Below are 21,928 nucleotides of genomic sequence, written 5' to 3'. Positions count from 1 at the left end.
TCTATTTTATACCATCAAATATAGTTAATATCAGTGTAGAAAAGAAATAATACCATTCCATCAATATCGAGATTGTTTATCTCTTCAAACTGAAATGTCCCTTCGCTTCTCTGCCATCACCTAATTTTATGGTATACCAATAATCATCTGAAGGCAAATTTTGCCCTGCAAAAGTACCGTCCCAACCTTGACTGGAAGTGGAGATTTGCTTTAAAAGCTTGCCATAACGGTCATAAATATAGATAATAGAATTTTCGTTGAAATTAGCATTTACTCCTTTTACATTCCAATAATCATTTTGACCGTCGCCATTTGGAGTAAAGAATCTCGGAACACCAATAACAGCAACAGTTTGACTTACGGTGCCGCAACCATTTTTATCATTGATATATACTTCATGAATTCCTGCAGATACATTTTCAAACAAATTCGATTGTTGAAAAGGGCCAAACGCAGCATCAAGACTATACTCATATTGCCCTTGCCCACTTACATTTACCGTTATGGAGTTTACCTCTGATAGATCTACAATAGCAACATTTGTTATTTGAGCGATATCGGATGCGGTTACTTTTATCGATCTGGTTCTGCTACAGCCAGCGAGAGAGCTGACTTCTACTGTATAATTGCCTGCTTGATTTACATCCAAAGTGGATTTCGTTTCGCCTGATAAAACTACATTATCTTTAGACCAGATATAAGTGTAGTTGCTGCTTGGCGATCCATCTTGAATTCCCGAGTCTAATTGTACAAAAAAAGTAGGGAGGTTAGTACACACTAATTGATTTTCATCTAAATCCTCATTAGTGTCAATATTTGGTTTTGGATTAACTGTCAATGTGATTCTTGGACTTAAACCATAACAGGCGTTATCAGTGGTACTTTCCACGCGAACCCAAATTTTTTGCTCATTTGGATAGCCTACATTACTATAGTTCGTAATGTTTGTAATTGCATCGTTTTCAGCCAATGCGTCTTGTTCATTTTTATAATATTTTATAGAATAACCGCTTGTGGAGGTAGGGAGAATTGCCAAAATTTCCATCGTAACACTACTAAAATCAAATGTAGCGATTCCATCAGTATCGTCATTGGTCACAGTTAAGTCATCACAATTGCTGAAGGTTCTTTTATAAGACGCTGGAATTTGAGTAGTGGATACGACTAGGTTTATTTGAACTGTGCTAAAACAACCATTTGCATTTTCTACTCTTGACCAAACTGGCATGCTTCCCGCGGTGGTATTTCTAAAAGCTAGCGGATTGGTAATCAATTTCGATGACTCCGCTGTTTGCGCTCCAGCTAATGAGCTGTAATACGTGAATTTTTCTGCTGCGGAATCAGAGGAAATTAGTGAGTTTTTGACTGTTAAATTAAAATCTGAAAATCCATCTGTATCATCATCACACTGTACAATAGTTATGGTATTGACAATTGGCAGAGCATAAATTTTTAATTCAGTTTCTGCAGAAACTAAACCGCAGGAGTTTCCTGATTTTTCCAGTTTCACTCTGTACTTGTAACCATTCATTGTATTTTTAATACTGGTAATTAGCAAAGTTTTAGTAGTAACTCCACCGTACAATGCATTGTTTGAAAGGGTATTCCACACAACTCCATCGGTTGAAACTTGCCATTGATATGTATTTCCGCCATTATCACTTATAGCAATCGAAGCATTTTCCAATTCGCAGGTTGGCGATATTTGCGGTTGGACAGTGATTTCGATTGGTGCAGCAGTTATGTAATTATTATTTGGAGTGCTGTAACCCACGCCACTTGTGACTTTGCCATTTACATTTACAATAACAGGAGAATTTCCTAAAACACCGTCCAAGTCTGGATCATTAAAACCTGCTTCGATCACATCTAAACAGGTGTCGCCATCACTATCCAAATCGATATAGTTGAAAATTCCATCTGCATTTGTATCTGCAATGGTGTAATTTAGCTTACCGCTGTCTTGACTTGTTTCAAGACCATCAAACAGACCATTGGAACCAAAAGCTGCAGCAGGACCATCAATCATACCATCTTTATTAGTGTCGAGAGCATTATGACCAGATTCAACCACATCAAAAATACCATCATTGTCACTGTCTAAATCAAGATAATCATATACAGGCGAGGAATTGAAAATATCATTATCTGTATTAATTCTACTTAAACCAAGTTCAAAAGCATCATCTAAGCCGTCTTTATTGGAGTCAATTCCAGAATAAACTTTGAAACCTTTTCCCTGAGCCTCAATAGTATCCGGAATTCCGTCATTATCACTATCGATGTCCAAAAGATCAGGGATGGTATCTGAGTCGGAGTCAAAAGTTTCTGTATGACTAATCATGAATGTCGCCTTATTAATTGCTGTTTCCGAAAGATTAGTATGGATGAATGTCACTGCATTAGTTAGGTACGATGAAAATTGAAAGGTGCCCAAACCTGCCGCCAATGGTGTGGTGCTTTTTAATCGGAATCGAATTTGGAAAGAAGAAAATTCAGTCACGCCGCTTTCATAAATTCCGTCATAATTAGTGTCAACTAATAATTGATTATCTGGGTCGGTCAATGTAATTGTTTTATCAGCAGGGACTTGCAGAATGAAATCACCTTCCGAATTTAAATACTCAGAAATAGGAGTACTTTGGGTTGGATTATCCTGTCCAATGTACTGTATGCTTATACTTTTATTTTTTGTGAAAGAAATGGTATGGGAGACATTATTGATCTTGCCAGCCGGAACTTCCGAAACATATCCATTAACCGGTTTTCCGGTAATTGTACCGCTGCCGCTTGTTGTTGCGCTGTAATATGGGCTTGCTGACGAGTTTGACTGGTTCAACAGAGAAACATTGGCTTCGAGAATGTTTAAAATCCCATCGTTATCCAAGTCAATATCGATGTTGTTATTGGTACCGTCATTATCTGAATCTAATGGACAATCGCTGACTGGAATCATATCTGAAAAAGTAGGAACGTTGGAAGGACAGCCCACAATACTTCCTTTTACCTGATAAAAACCAGGTTTTGTTGGTGTATATGAATTTGAATTGGCACCTGTAATCAGAATGTTATTGAAATACCATTGAAAAGTATCGTAAGAGGACAGGGTGCTGATTTTTAAAATAACATTAGGAATACAGGCAGAAGTCGCCACCGCAATTTTGTCGGTAACAATTTCTGGTTTAGTATCAAATCCAGAATAATACCCGCCATAAGTTGCCGCTCCATTTGTTCCAAAATACGAAACATATACTTGTCTTGTTGATTTTACGGCTATGTTTCCCGACAAATTATATACGGTATAACGCACATAATTTGGGTTTCCAACTACTGCAACTGGCAGGCTGGTAATAGGGATGTTGTTTAAGGTTACTGCTGCGCCAGCTTCTGTTACAATGTTTAATCCACCGTTATAAATAGTATTTCCTATGGACTCAATTGCTGGAATATTGTCGACGATACTGGGTGTCGAACAATTTAAGGGCGGCACAAAAAATAAATTTTGATTTGCAGGGGAAAAATCACCTCCGATACTCTGATAAGCAGAAACATTTTCGGAGGTAGAGACATATAAATTTCCATTTATAAATTGGCTACCATCAATAACAGTATTTTTTCCTTTGCTAAGAGTTACGAGCGGTGTCAAGGAGCCGTTCAAAAAAACTTTAGTATCATCTGCATTCGCAATTAGCAAAACACGTTCCAGTTCGTCGCTTCCCAGACCTTTTACAAAGATGTATTCTTTTCCGGTCTTTTCTACTGGCACAATTTGATCAAAACCTACATCTCGGCCAGTGGGATTTCCAGCAGCGTTCACAAAAGTACTGTTGCTGCCTCCAAATGATCCCGAATTTACAACCACTGGCTTGTCCGATTCCACTAGGGCGCCAATTATATTGGAACTGTTCGAAACGGTACCGCTATAATTCTCCAAAGCTAAAACATAACTCTCATTTTTATTTAAAGTAACTTCTATCGGTCCATTAATTATTGTTCCATCTGTCAGCACTGTACCTGGTGGGATGTTAGAAAATGTGACTTTGGTGCCATTCTCTGTAGACAGTACGGAAGCAAAATTTACTACAATTGGATCATAAACCGGATTTTGCATAGCGCCTAATCTAAATTCTTTCCCCAAGGCACTGTTTCCTTTTGACACCAATCCTCCCGCATGATTATAGGACCTGCTTACTGATGAATATCCTGCATTAACACGAACACTTACGTAAATTAAATCTTCTGCTTCAACGATATATCCCTTATTTGTTACAATTCCAATGTTAGTTTTCGGAGTGAAGAGTTGAGTGTCTTGTCCTTGACCAACTGAATATATATAAGGTGTATTGTTATTGACAACACCAGTTATTATACTTCCGCCATTTGCCATAATTTTAAAATTGACATTGGTGGTACTTGGTGTAGAAATATATAGATATTGGTCCCCTGCTAAATTTGTAGCACAAGTTATAGGTGGTATGTAATGTGATTTGCTAAACTGTGAGAAACACGATAAAGAAAAAAGAATAAATAGACAGAGTAAAGTTTTTTTCATTTGCTAAAAATAACAAAATTTAGATTATCTTTTTAATGAAAAATGACCTTTTATTATTCTTCCATTTTCTAATTTTAAATGAAACCAATAATCATCCGCCGGCAATACAAAATCATTCACAATTCCATTCCAGCCAATATCTGATGTGGTCAATTGCTTTAGTAACTTTCCGTAACGGTCATAAATATACAAAGAGGAGTTGGGTAGTTTTTCAAGATTTTTTACTTGCCAAACATCATTATATCCATCATTGTTTGGCGTAAAATAACGAGGATAATCTAAAATATAAACCACAAACGGAACTGATGATCCGCAACCATTTTTATCTCGTGCATATACAAAATATTCGCCAGGCGGCACTGCGTTAAATTGAGGGTTTTCCTGAAAAAAAGAACCATCTATAGAGAATTCATAGGTCCCATTTCCTGTATATTCGATAACTATTGAGTTTTGATTACCAGCAAAATCATTGATTGCTACTCCAGTAATTGTTGCAATTCCAGATGCGGTAACCGTATATTTTTTGGTGATTTGGCAGCCATTTGCATTTGTGATTATCACCGAATAAATTCCGGGAGTATCTACCATTATAGCATTTGTTAACGCTCCTGTACTCCATAAATAGTTGGCAAAGCCAGCATCAACAGATAAGTTTACAGAGAATCCTTCGCACAGAATTAGAGTTTCGTCTTGAAAATTTGCCGGACCAAAAGTATTTACGACCAATGTGACAGGAGTAATAGCATAACAATCCGTACCATTCATTATTTTGGAATAAATCGTCTGTTGGTAAGCAACCGTATTTCTAAAATTATTGGGTAATGGATTTAGGTTTGCAATCGCATCCGATTGGTTTAAATAATATTCTACTATCAGTCCGGCCGGTAGCCCAGTTACTATTTGTGGTGTAACTTGGGAATTTAAATTAAATCCAGCCATACCGTCTTCAACGCCATCCTCATCACAAGTTGAAATTGGGTTTTGTACCAAAATACTATTATTTGCAATGCGCAGTTTTACTTCAGCATAGTTTGCACATTCAAAAGAATTAGAGACTTTGGCGAAAACGGACTGGTTAATGGTTTTGCTGGCGTATGCGGAAGGATTGGCAATTGGATTATTATGTGTATTCGCATCATTCATTGATTCATAATAAACAACAGGACTCAAATTAGTTCCACTGTTTTTTATAATGGCATCTGCTTTTTTTAAATCAAAAATGGCTAATCCATCACTGTTATCGTCACATTGTATGAGTGTGGCATCACTCAGAACAATTTCAGGAGTGTATTCAATTGTAATTTCCTCAGTTGCAATACAGCTTGGCGTGATAAGGACTTCAACTCTGTATATTCCAGGAGTAGTTACCGTATAAGTGGGAGAATTGTTGATGAATTCTACGTTGTTTTTAAACCATTTATGAGGATAACCGGAAGGCAAATTTGGTGCAATGGTGTAGCTTTCTCCAAAACAAATCGGATTATTAGTGGCAAACAAACGGTCCGGTCCTAGGTCTATTTTCGGTGAAAAACTGCCTGCCTTTAGAAAAACTGCTGAGTCATAATATTGATTTCTCTGATCTGCAATTACCAATTTTATGTGATAGGTTTTTCCTGGCTCGACTTTCTTTTGCGCGGTTAAGACTTTTGTTTGCCCCGCATAATTTATTGGACTGGTAAAAGTATTGAAACCGCCGAAATAAAATTCGTTTTCCGGACCGCAACTCTTTATTGCTTCTGTAGAATTAGGTAAAGCATTAATTTGAGGATGGATACTTTTTGAAGAAACGGGTATTGTGGTTCCCGGCAGCAATGCTAAATTTGAATACGTACTGGTATTAATTTCTTTGATTAAAAACGCAAAACCGTCGGAGTAATTACAAGGAAAATCATCTTGATACTCATTGGATGCAAATATATAATCAAAACTTATAAAATCCGTCAATGCTTTAAAATCAAATTCTAAAACCGTCGCGTTTATTGTATTTGTTATTCCTAATGCATTCTCTAAATCTGCATCTCCCGGCCAGGGTGAATCTCCGCCACCCAGGCTTCTTACAAAAGGGCCAATGGAATTTTTGCTTCCCCACGTACTTAAAAGAACACCTTCAGTAAAAGGGAAACTACCGCCTTGGTTATTAAAATAGCCGTAACTATTTTGACTTGTTGAAAATGATTTTCCGGTTACTGAAAAATTAGAAACATTTGCACAGGAACTGTTAACCAGTACATCTTCAACAAGTTGTTTTGCGGAGTAGGATTCGTTGACTGAAATAGGCTGCGCCGTTGCACTAAATATAGCGCAACTAATGAAAAAATAAAGCGATATTATTTTTACATATTTCATAGCTACGTAAAGATACTACAAATCTCTATTTTTTAATAATCGATAGGAAAGGAAAATAAAAATTGCTGTCCAACATAAAACTATAATAATAGAAATTAGATCGACATCATATTTCTTGTTATTATCTAAGCCTATTTGGACTCCTAAATTTTTAACTACTGATAATCGTGTAAAAGGCTCTACTATTAAATTCGACATGGATTCAAGAGGCAAAAATCGAGTGATTGATGCGGCCGTTGTGGAATTCGGGAATACTTTAAAACTTAAAACTCCATTGATAATTCCCTCAATTATATTCCAAACTAAGAGGAATCCAAGTGCAAATGCGGAACGCTTGACCAATATCCCTAAAAATAAACAGAAAGAGAAAAAACCAATTAACTTTACGAAATATGCCAAAAGATATTCTAAATCAGAGAAAACTATACTGAATTCGTTGTAAGAAGAATATCCAAATCCTAAAATCAGGGACAATATAAAAATAAAAACGGTAGATACCGAGGCAAACAAAACAACGGTTATGAATTTAGACTTAATGAATTCCTTTTTGCTCATTCCATCAATTAAATTTTGCTTCAGCGTACCATAGGTATATTCATTTGCCATCATCGAGACAATAACTATTGCCAAAAATAATTTTAATATTGCCGCAATATAAGTGTTGAAATGCCATATAAAAGGAAAATTAAAAATACCCATTTCGGCAAGGTGGAATTTAAAAACGCCTAAATCAAATTTTATCGAGGCAATTAATGCAATAAAAGTCAGTAGAATAAAATAAGTCAGCGTCAAAACGCGGCTTGCTTTATTTTTCCAAATCTTTTGTAATTCTATGGAGAGTAATCTTTTCATATTTTAGTTTTTGGAGTTTAAAATAGTACTTGTCAATTGTAAAAATTGCTCTTCTAAACTATTTTTACGTTTAACCAAATGATTTAATACAATGCCTTTTTCAAAAAGGAATTGGTTTAGATCCTTAGCATCTAAGTCATTTTTTAAATAAACTAAAACTTTTCCATCTTCATCGACTACATTTTTAATTGCGGGATGAGTTTTAATCGCCAGGATTAAATTCTCTGTGTCAGCAGCTTGTAGTTCAAAAAAACCTTCATTTGCTGACATGCCATCCACTAAACCAGTGTATAAAATTTCTCCTTTTCTTAAAACTACAACGTGGGTGCATACTTTTTCTACTTCGTCTAATAAATGCGAAGCAAGCAAAATGGTGGTTCCCTGAGCGGCAATTTGTTTGATAATATCTCTAATTTGATGAATTCCCTGAGGATCCAAACCGTTTGTAGGTTCGTCAAGAATTAAAATTTCAGGATCATTCAATAACGCAGAGGCTATCGCCAATCGCTGTTTCATACCTAAAGAAAAAGTACTGAATTTACTGTTTTTTCGATCGGTTAATCCCACCAATTCCAGCTTTTCATCGACTTTAATATAATTGATTCCCTTGATTTTGCAAACCAGTTCTAAGTTTTCCTTGGCGGTCATGTAAGGATAGAAATTGGGTCTTTCGATAATAGCTCCTACTTTTTTTAGGGCTTCATGCGTCTCAATACTGCCACCAAACCAGCTATATTCCCCGGAGTTTTTATTCACCACATTCAGAATAATTCCTAATGTTGTCGATTTCCCGCTTCCGTTTGGACCCAGGATACCGTAAACATTGCCTTTATGAATTTCGAAAGAAACGTTTTTCAAAGCCTGAATTGAGCCATAACGTTTGTTTAGATTTTTGATGGAAAGTATTGTTTGCAAGGTTTTCATCTTTTAAATTTCATATAGGACGAACAACAGTGCTAATTGTTACTTTGAAATTGGATTTACTTTATTGCACCAATTAATTGGCATAATGTATCCAACTTAGCAGCAGTAATCGGTTTCATTATATAATCTTTAACCACCTCGTACTTTTTTGCCATTTCGATATCGGCCGGATCTATTGAAGAAGTCATGATGAAAATAGCGATTTCTTTTTTTATAGGCAATTGCTGGAATTCATCCAAAAATTGCCATCCATCCATAACGGGCATATTTAAATCAAGTAAAATTGCATCTGGAAGTTTTTCCACGTCAGCACTATTTTGTTTCAGGTTTTCTATTGCAAGTTGTGCATTATGGAACGGCTCAATCGCCTCACAGAATTTGTTTTTAGCGATAAGAATACTCATCAGTTTCACTGTGAGTTTGTCGTCATCAATAATATATGTTAGCTTATTTTTCATTTTAAATAAATTCTAAAGGTGGAACCATACCCTAATTTGCTTTCTATTTCGATTTTTCCTTCCATTGACTCAACTTGATTTTTAGTTATGAATAAGCCAATACCTTTGGCATCTTCATTGCCGTGAAAGGTTTTATACATCCCAAAAATCTTATGGCCATTTTTCTCTAAATTAACACCCAAGCCATTGTCTTTAAAGCTAATAACAATGTAATTATCGTTTATTTCATAACCGATATCTAAGGTAGCTTTACGTTCTGGTGATCTGTATTTTATCGCATTTGTGAATAAATTAAGCAAAATACTGTCCAGATAAGCGGGTATGGCATTGACAATCAGATTATTTGGTATAGAGTGCGTAATTGTTATCTGACTTTCCTTAATAGCTACGCTTAAAGCCATTTTTGTTTTTTCGATCTCGTCCTTCAATCGAATTGCAGTTTTATTGCTATTTGATTTTTGTTCAATTGTTATAATTTCATTTAAATATTCAATAGTTTCTGATAATTTTTCTGTTCCCTCTCTGAAGAGATCAAAATAGGAAAGTTTTTCAGAAATATCATCTGTATTTTCAATCACGTCAACAACCATCGATAAATTGCTGGCATGTGAACGAATATTATGGGAAACAATATGAGTAAAATTGTATAGTTTATTGTTTTGACTGCTGGTCACCGCCAATAACTTCTCTAATTCTAATTCTTTTTCTATTCTGGAAGTAACGTTTCGACCAACACCGACAAAATTGATAAAATTGTTTTGGCTGTCAAAAACTGTCGTTATATTCAGTTCAAACCAATATTTTTCTTTGTTTTTATTATAATTTAAGATTGTGATTTTAATGCTCTCCTTATTTTTGATTGCTTCTCTCATTATAGTGGTGGAGTGCAAATCAGTTTCCGGACCTTTAGATAAATAGCCGGGTTTTTGGCCTAATACTTCAGAAATATTCAAACCGGTGAGGTCTAAATAAGCCTGATTTGCCCACACTGCTTCTCCGAGCGCATTTGCAATTACTATTGTATCAGTAGTTTCTGATGCTGCAAGTGATAGTAAATTCAGTTTAGATGCAATATTTTTTCTTTCACTGATGTCCCTTATGAAACAAACTAAGTAAGTTGTATCAGCTACTTGGAATTTTTTTCCGGAGGCTATTTCTACTGGAATTGCTTCTCCTGATTTTCTTTTAAGGTAAGTTTCGTTTACCGTATATTCATTTCTGGACAGATTGTATTTAAGAAATAAACGAAGTTCTTTTCTAAATCCCACTGGGAATAATTTAGAATTATGCAACCCAATTAATTTCGAATTATCATGTCCAGTAAGTTCTGAAGCTCTCGAATTACAGTCTGTTATAATACCTGTAACTGTGTCAATGATAAATATGGCATCATTCGCACTGGAAAAAATAGAGGAAAATTTTTCAACATTTGATTGAAGTTCTATGATTAAGTTTTGCTCAGTTGTGATGTCCTGAAAAGTCCCTAATAAATGGGAGGGCGTCCCGTTGGTAAATTCCACCTGGCAGATACATTCAATGTATTTGATGTTGTCTTTAGCTGTCGTAATTTGGAATTTATCATTAAAAGAAATGCCTTTCCACATCGCTTTTTCCATCAATGTTTTAATACGATCCCTGTTCTCGCCAATCGTATAAAAATTAATTCCACTTTCATTCATCGGTTTATAATCTTGTGGCACTTCAAGGATGTCTTTTGTAACGTCATCCCAAAAAATGTGCTCAGTATCCAAGTTCATTTTCCATATTCCAATCTTGGCTGATTGTGCAGCTTTGAAATAAAGATCCAGCTTATTTATCATTGGTAGGTTTTAAATATATTCAACATAATCGGGGCAACCAAATATATAGTATATATTTGCGAGTTCCTTTTTTTTAACATAAAATAACAGCTTTTGAGTGTAGTACTTCTATTTTGACAGGCAATTATAGTTATATTACTTTTAAAGTTGTGTATTGATTCGGTATGGCTGAAAAATAGATTTTAAAGGGAACGGATCTCTTCAGCAGTTTATTTTATTGTAATTTTGTATTAAATTTTTTTCTACATGAGTGCGCCAATAATGCTTTTCAAAAAACCATCCTACCCTATAAATAATTCCCTTTTGGAATATTTAGAGCGTTTTGATAGGATATCTAAAGTTTCCATTTTTTATGATGATTTATTGCGCTTTTTAGGATCGGTGACTGTTTATGATAAAAACAATCAGGATACTTTGTGGGTTAGAGTATATTACAATGAATTCGAAAGAGAAGAAATCGATCTGAATCTGAAAAAAATATATTCTCTTTTACACTCCGATGGAAATCTGGGAATTATAAAATTCTTAAATGTGGATTCCATTGATTATTGCACTTTTGGGAATTCGAAGCCTTTTCGAATAAAAGTCAGGAATATCCTCAATGACAATTACACGCATTTCTACATCAAGAAAGCCGATGCTTCTAGAGTTTATGGTCTTGAATTGGAACACATTCTTTCACCCGATAAAATAAATTTTTTGGTGTACAAAGACACCTTGATAGAGGAACACATCCTGGGAATTCCTGGGGATGTTTTTATAAAAACCCTGTTGGCAGATTGCACTGAAACGGAGAAATCACAAATAGCAAAAGAATTTGTGAAGTTTAATGAGCGTTGTATGATCCGCTTACTGGGCGATATGCGTTCCTATAATTATGTGATTGTTCCCACGCATGATTTTGATCAAGTGGTTTATAAAATCCGCGCGATCGATTTTGACCAGCAGTGTTTCGAAGGAAATTTTAAAGTGTATCGCCCGCAGTTTTTTAAAGAAAATTATCCAATGGTCAAATTGGTCAAAGATAAACTTCAAAACAGTTCTATCGAACAATACAAAGATGAGGAGCGATCAGTGCTTGCTAAAAGAATACTTTCGGCCGAAAACAGAATCAGTAGATTACTTCAAATTATGGGTGAAGATCAACTTGCGCCCGAATCTCATCTGCAGCAACTGCAAATGGAATTGTATCGTTATACCAACGATTTGAATTTTAAAAGAGCAAAATCGATGGGAAATATAATGAGCGCTGCCTTTGAATTCATCACTCGAAATTTCAAAAGTACTAACGTATTGCGAAGCAAGTTATAAAAAGCTTATGCTTTTCTATCATTACGCTTGAGACTAATCCTCTTTTTTAAAATATGAAAAAATATTGCTCGATTTTGTTTTTTTTTGCACTGTTTGCTTGTCAGCAAGGGGCAGATTCTTTGGTAACACTTTACTCTTTGCCTAAAAAGTTAAAGGAAGTTTCAGGAATTGCCTTTTTACCGGAAAGTAATTTAATTTGGGCAATAGAAGACAGTGGAAACCAAAATGCCATTCACGGAATTGATTCGAAGGGTAAAATCGCGCGCACTATAACTATTGGAAATACCCGGAATAGAGATTGGGAGGACATAACAAAAGACAGTCAAGGAAACTTATATATTGGAGATTTTGGTAATAATGACAATGACAGAAAGGATCTCAGTATCTTCAAAATAGATAAAAAAGGCTTAAATTCTGAAAGTAGTAGTCCGGCTTATACAATCTCGTTTGCTTATCCGGAACAAAAAGAATTTCCTCCAAAAAAATCTGAAATGTTCTACGATGTGGAAGGCTTTTTTGAATTTAAAAATAATTTTTATCTCTTTACCAAAAATCGAAGTAAGGGTTTTGACGGAACTGCTTTTCTTTATAAAGTTCCAAACAAAGTTGGCTTCCATCAGGCCGTTTTATTGGGGGAATTCAACACCTGCGGTAATGCTGATCAATGTGCAATAACAAGTGCCGCAATAAGTCCTGATGAATCTAAAGTAATTGTTTTAACCCACGACAAAATTCTTCTGTTCGAAAACTTCAAAGGAGATGATTTTTTGAATGGTTCACAAACAACACTGAAACTGAACCATTTTTCTCAAAAAGAAGCCATTTGTTTTAGCGACAATGATACGGTATTTATTGCCGATGAAAGATCAAAAAAGACTGGCGGCAAAGTGTATCAGGTCAGCCTTAAAACGCTAAAATCCAAATCCTAATCCTAAAGCAATTCGGGCTCTTTCTTCATCACTTTTAAAATAGGTAACTCTGGCTGTAATCACATTGAGTCCGCTAATCCACAATCCGCCACCAACTGCTTTGTGCCATTTGTCGGAACTTTGCCCTTCCTGCCAAACTCTTCCGTAGTCAAAACCGCCTAGTATTCCGTAAGACATTGGTAGTATAGTTTTCTTAATTTTGCCCAAATTCCAGCGTAAGTCACTACTTTGATAAAAAGACCGATTTCCTAAAAAGCGTTCGTTTCTGAAACCCCTTAAATCGTAATCACCACCCAATGTCGCTCCGTGATAAAAGTCGAAATTGTTGTTCAACAGCATTTTTCCTTTCAAGATAGTAGCCAGCACAAATTTGCCTTCAGCATCAATCTTATGATTAAAATTAAGTTTTCCTTCTAATGCAGGAAAATTTCTTTTCGTATCTTCCAAATTCACTTTCCAGCTTCCGCTAACAGAAAATCCCATTCCCATAGAAGGAAAGGACGGAATATCATAATTTTCATAACTGTATTTTAAGGTTGCTCCCGCAAATTTCTGGTTTTGAAAAACGGCGGGTAATATATCTTCTGAGATGTCCACCAATCGATTCATTGTTTCTTCGACAGTGATTCTTTCAAAACTGGTTTGCAACTGAATTGTACTGCCATTTTTTCCCACTTTTTTAATCGATGGCAACACGTTCAACATGCGGATGCGCACCCGATTGAAATCCATTCCTAGATTTCCGTCATCGTTAACGGTTTCACTGCCATAACCAAAATAATTAATGGTAAAATTCGGACTGGTGAATTTACTTTCCAAATCCAAATCCCATTTCCCAAATAGCTTTGGAAAACGAGCATCGTAACCCAATTCATAACCATTTGTGGCAAAAAAATAATTGGCTTTTAAAACATGTTTTTGCGTGTATGGATTTTGTTTGAAATCATTAACAATATATCCAATTACCGCACCAAGTTTAACACCATCATCAGGATTAAAACCAATATTTGGAAGTGTTGAAAATGAATTGTATTTGGGTTTTTCATAATCATAAAGACTTGTTTCATAGTCATCGGATAATAAAACTTTGGTTTTAGAATCTAAAGTATAGGTATTGGTCTTTGATTTGAAATCATGAATTTTTATATTTTTTCCGTTTTCAATTACGTATGAATCTTCGTTTTGTCCACCAATTAATCGAATTTTTATTCCTGAATTTGATGTTCCTTTTACGTCAAAAATATCATCATCGTCTAAACCATAAATCCATATTTTTTTAGTTTTTGCAGTGCTGAAAGTTTTAGTATACTGCAATTCTTCAACACCATCTTTTACTCGATACGCTTGAATTTCAACTTTATTTTTAGCTTTTTTATTGATTACAAATTTGTCTTTTTTATCAGTTCCAACAATCAAAACGGTGTGTTGCAATACGGAATAATATTCTGAAGCAGAACGGTGCAATCCATTTCGTCTGAGTTTCAGTTTGCGTTTGATGTCTTTTATTGATTCATCCTGAACCTCTTTTGGCAGATCAGTAAAAGCACCGTCAATGTCCGCATCGGACAGATTTTCCTGAATGTATTTTGCTTGTTTAATCCATTCCTGTTCGTCTGCAGTTTTTAAAAAGGCAAGATCTAAAGGGTAAGGTTCCCTGTTCATCAATTTAACATTTGACATCTTTTCTTTAAAAGGTTGCATATGTCGCATCTCTGATTTTTTCATTAAAACAAACAATAAAGCGCCGTCATATTTGGTAAAAGCCTGATCTCTATCTCTTGGATTGGGTTTATAAACTATTTTATCACCTACTATATATTCTCCCCAAAACCACTGATCCTCATGTCTGTTCCAATCGCCAATGAGCATGTCAAATAGCCGTGCTTTGATATAAGCACTTTCATCAACACTGTATTTTTCATCTTTCCTAAGATTTTTAAATAATTCTTCAGTAGTAATAATGGCAGCTGGCGTCCCAAAACTTTTCACACCTTTCTGACTCGGACTTGGATTTTCTTCTACCAAATACAATTCATCACCAAAATCAGAGTTGAAATTTTTTAAAGCTTTATGTTTTGGAATATAATACAAAGCAGGATTGGTATGAGCTACGCCAATCTTTTCTGCTAAATTATCAACGGCAAAAGGAGTGTAGGGATGGGCGGTGGTATAAAAATCAGATAAAAGATCTTCGGCATATGTATCCTCAAATTCGTTATGAATGTATTGATTTTTAAAAGCAACGGACTGTAAAAAACGCGCCGTACTTTTTTTCATTGCATGCATTACATATTCTTTTGCGTTTCTGTCAAACAGTTGCAAGGTTTTAGACTGAAAGCCACCTCCGGCACGTTTTGGTTGTAAACCTCCAAAAAGTGTATCTAATGTAGCTGTTTTTGCTTCAATTGGAATACCATAATAGCTGCGATAATGTTTTCCGAAAAGGGATCTGTAAAATCTGCTTTTTTCGGTTTGTTTCGCAGAATAAATGCTTGCGGTGGTTGTTGCCGGGAACGAGGCTGCAAAACCTTTAGTGCTGAAGTCATCTTTTGGCTCTAACACAGTTTGTTCAAATATTAATTTTTCGGTCGTGTTTTCTTTTGCATAAAAGGATACTCTGGCAGCTCCATTTTCGTAAATAGATAAGGCGGCATACCCATTTCCGCCATAGGAGAAGTCATTCGGGAAAACGGCTTTGGCGGCACCTGATTTTGATCCGGCTCCGCTGATAATTTGTTTGATATCGTCTTTTTCAAGATACTGCAAATTATGTTCGTGACCTGAAACTACAATAACATTATCCTGGCTCTGCAGTAGTGTTTTTATTCGTTTTATAAAAAAAGTGTATTGTTTATTCTGAAGGTCTTGTGGATTAATTCCGGATGTTTTTCGGATCAGATTTATAACGGAGCCCAATAAAGGCAGTGGAATTTTCCGTTCCAATGGAAAAACTTGATGCGCTACCGAAAACTGTCCTCCATGCCATCCATTGCTCATCAATGGATGATGCAGCGCCAGAATTACTGTTTTCTCTTGGTTTTTGTGTAAAAGGGATTCTAACTCATCAAAAAAATTATTTCTGGTTTTGATTGTACAGTCATCATTAATGGTCGGACTTTTGTCCCAATCTTCCATAAACCACTGGCTGTCAATAGTTACAAGGGTCACATTTTTATTGATTTCCAATTCATCTATCCCGCAACTTTTTCTGGGCAGAAATGAATTTTTATCATTTAGATAATCGGTAACAAATTTAGCTTGACGTTCTAAACCCTTAATTCCGCTATACCAGTCGTGATTTCCGGGAATAAATATAGTTTTACCTTTGAAATTTTTGGATAATTGAAGTTGATTTGTCAATTTATTTTCGGCAAGAAGGCGTTCATTTGCCTTTTCTGCAGTAGGTAATCCTTTTGGATAAATGTTATCACCCAGAAACAAAAGCGTGGCATTTTTAGGAGCTGTTTTTAGTCTGTTCTCTAACAGGGTAATTGTTTGTTTATTTTTTTTTTCGCTCGTCTCACCCGCGTCTCCTATCAAAAAAAAAGTATGCGAAATTTTTGAACTATCGGCTGTGTTTTGTGCTATGGGATTTATAATGTTTTTTCCAAATTGTGCATGATGTGTCGCGCATGATTGAAAAATAAGCGCCATAAAAAACAATATAAATGCTGCTTTACTAGGCAGATTATAACAATTAGTGAAAAATAATTTCATAGTGGAATAATATATAATAAATCCTGATTATTTTAACAAAGCCTCAAGATTTTCGTGCTAAATGATCCAAAGGTAAACTTTCTTAGTTATATAGTTATTATAATTTGAATCACGTAATACTTCATTTTGCTCGCTCTGAAATAATTAAATATCTTTAAAGTGTAAGTATCTCATAAATAGCAACTTATAGCTATCAGGATGAATAAATAGGATTGCACTACAACGTACTTTAAAAAAAAAATCTCCAACTACTTTCGTAATTGGAGATTGATATATTTATAATTATCGCCCTTTAAATTGCGACTGAACACTGATCATTGCAAACTGCGACTGCACACTAATCCTAACTCTTCTCTTCTTTATTAAAATAAACTAGGTAGTAATACATTTGTTTTTCCTCGTCCCAACCTTTTTCTACATATTTTTCAGCACTTTCAGGATTAATGAAGTCCATTTTAATTTGGATGTGCGTATCTAAATTAATAACGTTTTTGATTGATTTTCTGGCATCAGAAACCGCTGCATTTGCGATAGGAAAAGAAGTTACATCCTCAATACTATATTTTTCCCCTTTATCTATTTTATAATTTTTAAACTCAGGAATTAAGTCTGGATTGTCTAAAACTTCATTTAGGAAATTAGTTTCTTCGAACTGATCGTTTTTTGCAAAATAATTTACCGAACGGTTCATGAACATCACTTCTTCTTTTTTGTCCTCAGCAGGAAAAACAACATCTTTAGCAAAGTTCTGGCAGAATTTCAAGTATTTTTTAGTGATAAAATTCTCATCTTCAAAAGCATCCACAGATAAGAAATGCTCCAACCAATATCTGGCATCATAACGGTTACTGTCCACAGTCAGGATTTTGTATCCTTCTTCTTTCTTGTAATTAAAGATAATACAACCTTTGTCCAACTTATTTAAACTGACACCTTGCTGCAAAATCATTTCTAAATGTGTTGCTTTTTCTTCAAATTGTAAAAAGTCAGCTTGTATTTCACTTTTGAAAATTCCAATCGCATCAACCACATTATTGTCAATGCTCACGTTCGTTAAGTAAGTAACGTAAACTTCACCATTCTTGATGTGCGGATGATTAGACTGTTCAAATAAGTGTGTCGTGATTTTTTTAGAAACGTCATGAATAGCGGTTGGATTATCAAAAACCTCAGTTGCATATTTGAACATGTCATTGTAATCCAAATCAATTTCATGGGCAAACTGAAAATAATTTTCTTCTTTTTCTCGAAAGGGTTTAAAGAAGAATTCTTTCATCAAAGGCACAATCTCATCATTCAGATTAAAGGGTTGCTCCGATAAAAAAATGGCTTCATTTCTACTTTTATTTCCCACTCTGTGAATGGATAAGTTTTCGATGTGTGTGTTATATAAGTTGATCATTTTTTTTATAAGGTTTCCTCCCCCCAACCCCCTCCGAAGAAGGGGGAGACGAGACGTGATTTTGTATTTTGTTAAATTGTATTATAGTTGTCTGAAATCATACTTAATAAGGAAATCGGTGTAAAAAGTATCCATTAGATATCGACAACGACATTCATTTTATTTTTATGTGGTTTGGCTCCCTCTCCTTTGGAGAGGGTCGGGGAGAGGATTAATTCCAGTTCTCCTCAAATCCATAGTCTTCAAAACTGTCATCACCTTCAAACATATCCAGATCATCTTCGTCTAAGCCATCTTCAAACTCAGCGTTGTAGTCATCGGCATTGTCAGATTCAAAGTTTTTTTCCATTGCTTCGTCGGGCATTTCTCCATGAGAAAAAATAGTTTCAGGATATAAATTTCCAACAACTTGATCTTCTACAGCAGCAAGCTCTACGAGGAATGTCCACATATTTATGAAATCATAGACATATAAAATTTTGGTATTTTGCTTGTCTAAAATATCGGATAATTGGTAATCGCTCATGATTTTTTGTTCGCCTGGAACATCACCGGTATCAAAAAGTGAAATTTCCTCTTCTTGGTTCCAAGTTTCATCACAAGTATAGAACGAAGCCACTTCCATTCCGTCAAAACCAAAGGAATTGAAAATTGCATTGTGCAAATCTTCTAAGGTATCGTCTTCAAGTATTGCAATGTCTCTAAAAACATCTTCTTCCGCGTCTAGAATCACTCTAAATTTATAAACCATAATCATTGTTTTTATTGAAAGGTCAAAGGTAAAATATAATTTTAGATTTAGATTTCAGATTTTCGATTTGTTGATAATATTTTTGCGTATAAGTAATTAAGGAATCTATCAATATCGAAATATTTTCGAAGAAAAAGAAAAAAGTAAATCTTGTTTTAGAATTAAATATTTACCTCCGAAGTTAAAGTTTTTGATCGTTTGGTTTAATTTTAAAAACACTTGCGACTCTTTTTCGGAACTGATGGTATTTTTTATGAGTGGGATATTGTCTTTTTGACGTCATGTTGTTAAAAACTAAAGCTACGGACAGTAAAATAAGCACACCGGTTAAAACAGGAGAAAATACATACCAGTAGCCTAGATTTTTAATTTCGTTTGAGCCAGTTACCGCTATCAGTGCCGTTGCGCCGCCTGGTGGGTGTAATGTTTTAGTCATTTGCATAAAAACAATGGAGAGGGAAACAGCAAGTGGAGCGGTTAACCAAACTATATCCGGAACGAATTTATATACGGTAACCCCAATGATTGCAGAAATCACGTGTCCTCCAATAAGATTTCTCGGCTGTGCCAATGGACTTTGGATGACACCGTAAATCAATACGCTCGATGCTCCAAAGGAACCTATTAAATAAACCACATCAGATTCTGGCAGTGTTTGTGATTGTAAAAAAGCGATTAATCCAATGCCAATAAAAGAACCTAGAAAAGCCCAAAAATGTTCTTTGAAATCAACTAAAGTTTCTTTGTACAGAATGTACTTGGTTTTGCGGTAACTCTTTTCTATTTTGTATTTAGTATTCATTATTCCTTATGAAAAATAGAGAGTGATAATTATATTCATTTTATCGTTTTGGAAGAGATTTTATTTTTCATAAAACTCTACCGGTAAGTTATCTGGATCTGCGATAAAGAAGAAGCTTTTTTGAGTAAATTCATCTATACGAATTGCTTCTGCAGTTATATTTTCATTCACTAAATAATCTCTTGTTTTTTGAATGTCATTGACTTCAAAAGCTAAATGGCGCATTCCAGCTGCTTCAGGCGTGGAGGGACGTTTTGGAGGGTTTGGAAATGAAAACAATTCAATCGCATATTCTCCGTTAAGTGCCAAATCAAGTTTGTACGATTGTCTTTCTTGACGGTAAATTTCCTGAATTATTGTTAGTCCTAAAACATCTGTGTAGAAAGTTTTTGATTTTTGATAATCGGAACAAATAATAGCGATATGATGAATTTTATTGAGTTGCAGCATTTGTATTTTAATGAAGAAAGCCTAATCGGTTGATTAGGCTTTAGGTTTTTATTTTTTTGCATCGGAACAAAGTCCCACAATTTCATGGAAAGTGTCGTGTAAGTCTGTAATTGATTTCACAATTGCGGCATCAGATCCATTAGACATTATTAATTTGTGAAGCGCTTTACTTTTAATTTGCAACCGTTCAGCTGAAGCTAAAATAGCATCAGTTCTAAATTCTGTTGGAATATCTGATTTTAATAACATCGCTGCTTTGTTCATCATTTCTTCCGAACGTGCTTTTATTGGAGCCAAATTTCCTTCTTCAGCAGGATGAAATGTTTGCGACATTACTTCGTGAAATTCTTTTATGGTAGGCCATTTATCAAAAGTGGATTGTGCAGAAACAGTGTTTGCGACCACGATAAGTGCCAAGACTAGAAATGTTTTAAGATGTTTCATTATGATTTGTTTAAGTTGTTATAACAAATATAGGAAAATTTAGTTTTGAGAAATTGTAATTCCATTATTCATTCAATTTCCGAATCACTTTTGCCGGATTTCCTACGGCCAAAGAATTGTCAGGAATGTCTTTTGTAACCACTGAACCTGCGCCGATAACACAACCATTTCCAATGGTGATTCCCGGACATATCACTGAATTTCCGCCAATCCAGCAATCATTGCCAATACTTATTGGCAAAGCATTTTGCAGTGTTTTTCTAAGTTCAGCATCCAGCGGATGTGTGGCGGTATACAATTGAACGCCAGGTGCAAAAAATACATTGGAACCAATAGTGACTTTGGCGCAGTCCAAAACAACACAGTTTACATTGAAGTATACGTTTTCGCCACAGCTGATATTATAGCCGTAATCGCAAAAAAATGGAGGCTCAATATAAAGATTTGCTCCTGCATTAGGAATCAGTTCTTTCAGTATTTCCCGCGCTTTTTTCGTTACTCTATATTCAGTAACGTTTAATCTATGGAGTAAATTTTTAGATTTTCGCCTGTCTTTTACTAAAATAGAATCGTTGGCCAAATAATATTCTCCGGCAATCATTTTTTCTTTTTCGGTTAACATATTATATTTTAGTTTTAGCTATTTTATCATGAATTTTAAGTGTTTCCTGCAGTGCTGCGCTTCCGTACCAAAGCGTTAATTCAGCTTCCAGAAGTTTCGATTGCACCGCAGGATCTGTCGCCACAAAGGTTTTGGCTTCTTCAATACTGCTGGCATTAAAAATATAAATACCTCGATAATTATTATCATTTTTCATGAATGGACCTGCCACAACTAGCTTTCCTTCCATGGCTAATTTACTAATGTTAGCCATGTGTCCTTCAAATAATTTTTGAGTTTCTTCTTTAGTTGCGGTTGTATTAGTTCCTGTTTTTAATAAACAAAAAACATATTTTTTCATGCCATATTCATCCGCATTCAGGGATTTTGCCAGTTTTTCATCAAATGCTGGTGTGTTTTCCTGAGAGAATATTGTCGTGCTACAGCAAAGTAATACCAGTAAAAAGATAGATTTTTTCATTTTTTCAGAATTTGATTGTACACAAATTTAATGTTTTTCATTAGACGTTATTGAAATTATCAGTAACAATCCCAAGTAAATCGTTTAT

General features: G+C 35.0%; 16 protein-coding genes. 2 read left to right on the top strand and 14 right to left on the bottom strand.

Annotated features, from left to right (window positions below; all coding sequences use genetic code 11):
* Window positions 1–76 precede the first annotated feature (76 nt).
* The 6 genes from E0F89_RS07860 to E0F89_RS07835 form a co-directional block, all read right to left on the bottom strand.
* Window positions 77–4,387 carry a T9SS type B sorting domain-containing protein gene (locus tag E0F89_RS07860; protein ID WP_243699496.1) on the bottom strand — a complete coding sequence of 1,437 codons (4,311 nt, stop codon included), beginning with the start codon at window positions 4,385–4,387 and terminating at the stop codon, window positions 77–79.
* A 189-nt stretch (window positions 4,388–4,576) separates the two neighbouring features.
* The gene (locus E0F89_RS07855; RefSeq protein ID WP_131909249.1) at window positions 4,577–6,898 is read right to left on the bottom strand and encodes a T9SS type B sorting domain-containing protein; all 2,322 of its coding nucleotides are present in this window, start codon (window positions 6,896–6,898) and stop codon (window positions 4,577–4,579) included.
* Window positions 6,899–6,913: 15 nt separating this feature from the next.
* The gene (locus E0F89_RS07850; protein ID WP_131909248.1) at window positions 6,914–7,750 is read right to left on the bottom strand and encodes an ABC transporter permease; all 837 of its coding nucleotides are present in this window, start codon (window positions 7,748–7,750) and stop codon (window positions 6,914–6,916) included.
* 3 nt (window positions 7,751–7,753) lie between these two features.
* Window positions 7,754–8,665, bottom strand: a complete 912-nt coding sequence (locus E0F89_RS07845; RefSeq protein WP_131909367.1) for an ABC transporter ATP-binding protein — start codon at window positions 8,663–8,665, stop codon at window positions 7,754–7,756.
* A gap of 65 nt (window positions 8,666–8,730) precedes the next feature.
* Window positions 8,731–9,132: a response regulator gene (locus E0F89_RS07840; protein ID WP_131909247.1), complete on the bottom strand. Its 402-nt coding sequence runs from the start codon at window positions 9,130–9,132 to the stop codon at window positions 8,731–8,733.
* Entirely contained in the window at window positions 9,129–10,952 is a 1,824-nt protein-coding gene (locus E0F89_RS07835; RefSeq protein ID WP_131909246.1) for a PAS domain-containing sensor histidine kinase, read from the bottom strand. The genes E0F89_RS07840 and E0F89_RS07835 overlap by 4 nt, the downstream gene beginning before the upstream one ends.
* Before the next feature lie 246 nt (window positions 10,953–11,198).
* On the opposite strand from E0F89_RS07835, the gene E0F89_RS07830 reads away from it, so the two are divergent.
* Together E0F89_RS07830 and E0F89_RS07825 are read left to right on the top strand one after the other, a co-directional pair.
* The gene (locus tag E0F89_RS07830) at window positions 11,199–12,263 is read left to right on the top strand and encodes a hypothetical protein (RefSeq protein WP_131909245.1); all 1,065 of its coding nucleotides are present in this window, start codon (window positions 11,199–11,201) and stop codon (window positions 12,261–12,263) included.
* 53 nt (window positions 12,264–12,316) lie between these two features.
* Entirely contained in the window at window positions 12,317–13,192 is an 876-nt protein-coding gene (locus E0F89_RS07825) for an NHL repeat-containing protein (protein ID WP_131909244.1), read from the top strand.
* Here the strand turns inward: E0F89_RS07825 and E0F89_RS07820 are convergent.
* The 8 genes from E0F89_RS07820 to E0F89_RS07785 form a co-directional block, all read right to left on the bottom strand.
* A complete protein-coding gene (locus tag E0F89_RS07820) occupies window positions 13,175–16,846 on the bottom strand; it encodes a metallophosphoesterase (protein ID WP_243699495.1) in 3,672 nt (1,223 codons plus the stop codon). The two genes, E0F89_RS07825 and E0F89_RS07820, sit on opposite strands and share 18 nt — an antisense overlap.
* Window positions 16,847–17,252: 406 nt before the next feature.
* Window positions 17,253–18,311, bottom strand: a complete 1,059-nt coding sequence (locus E0F89_RS07815) for a nucleoid-associated protein (RefSeq protein ID WP_131909242.1) — start codon at window positions 18,309–18,311, stop codon at window positions 17,253–17,255.
* Window positions 18,312–18,522: 211 nt separating this feature from the next.
* Entirely contained in the window at window positions 18,523–19,062 is a 540-nt protein-coding gene (locus tag E0F89_RS07810; protein WP_113634318.1) for an IS1096 element passenger TnpR family protein, read from the bottom strand.
* Between the two features lie 181 nt (window positions 19,063–19,243).
* A complete protein-coding gene (locus tag E0F89_RS07805) occupies window positions 19,244–19,864 on the bottom strand; it encodes an HPP family protein (RefSeq protein ID WP_131909241.1) in 621 nt (206 codons plus the stop codon).
* Between the two features lie 60 nt (window positions 19,865–19,924).
* Window positions 19,925–20,314 (bottom strand): SMU1112c/YaeR family gloxylase I-like metalloprotein, encoded by a 390-nt coding sequence (gene gloA2 / locus E0F89_RS07800; RefSeq protein ID WP_131909240.1) that lies wholly within the window; start codon window positions 20,312–20,314, stop codon window positions 19,925–19,927.
* A 48-nt stretch (window positions 20,315–20,362) separates the two neighbouring features.
* Window positions 20,363–20,758 carry a hypothetical protein gene (locus tag E0F89_RS07795; protein WP_131909239.1) on the bottom strand — a complete coding sequence of 132 codons (396 nt, stop codon included), beginning with the start codon at window positions 20,756–20,758 and terminating at the stop codon, window positions 20,363–20,365.
* A 64-nt stretch (window positions 20,759–20,822) separates the two neighbouring features.
* Window positions 20,823–21,380 carry a sugar O-acetyltransferase gene (locus E0F89_RS07790; RefSeq protein WP_131909238.1) on the bottom strand — a complete coding sequence of 186 codons (558 nt, stop codon included), beginning with the start codon at window positions 21,378–21,380 and terminating at the stop codon, window positions 20,823–20,825.
* Between the two features lies 1 nt (window position 21,381).
* Window positions 21,382–21,840 (bottom strand): YciI family protein, encoded by a 459-nt coding sequence (locus E0F89_RS07785; protein ID WP_131909237.1) that lies wholly within the window; start codon window positions 21,838–21,840, stop codon window positions 21,382–21,384.
* Window positions 21,841–21,928: the final 88 nt, after the last annotated feature.

The sequence above is a fragment of the Flavobacterium caseinilyticum genome (assembly GCF_004349085.1).
Taxonomy (GTDB): domain Bacteria; phylum Bacteroidota; class Bacteroidia; order Flavobacteriales; family Flavobacteriaceae; genus Flavobacterium; species Flavobacterium caseinilyticum.
Note: the sequence above shows the minus strand (reverse complement) of the source record. Positions and strands in the feature narration are given on the sequence as shown.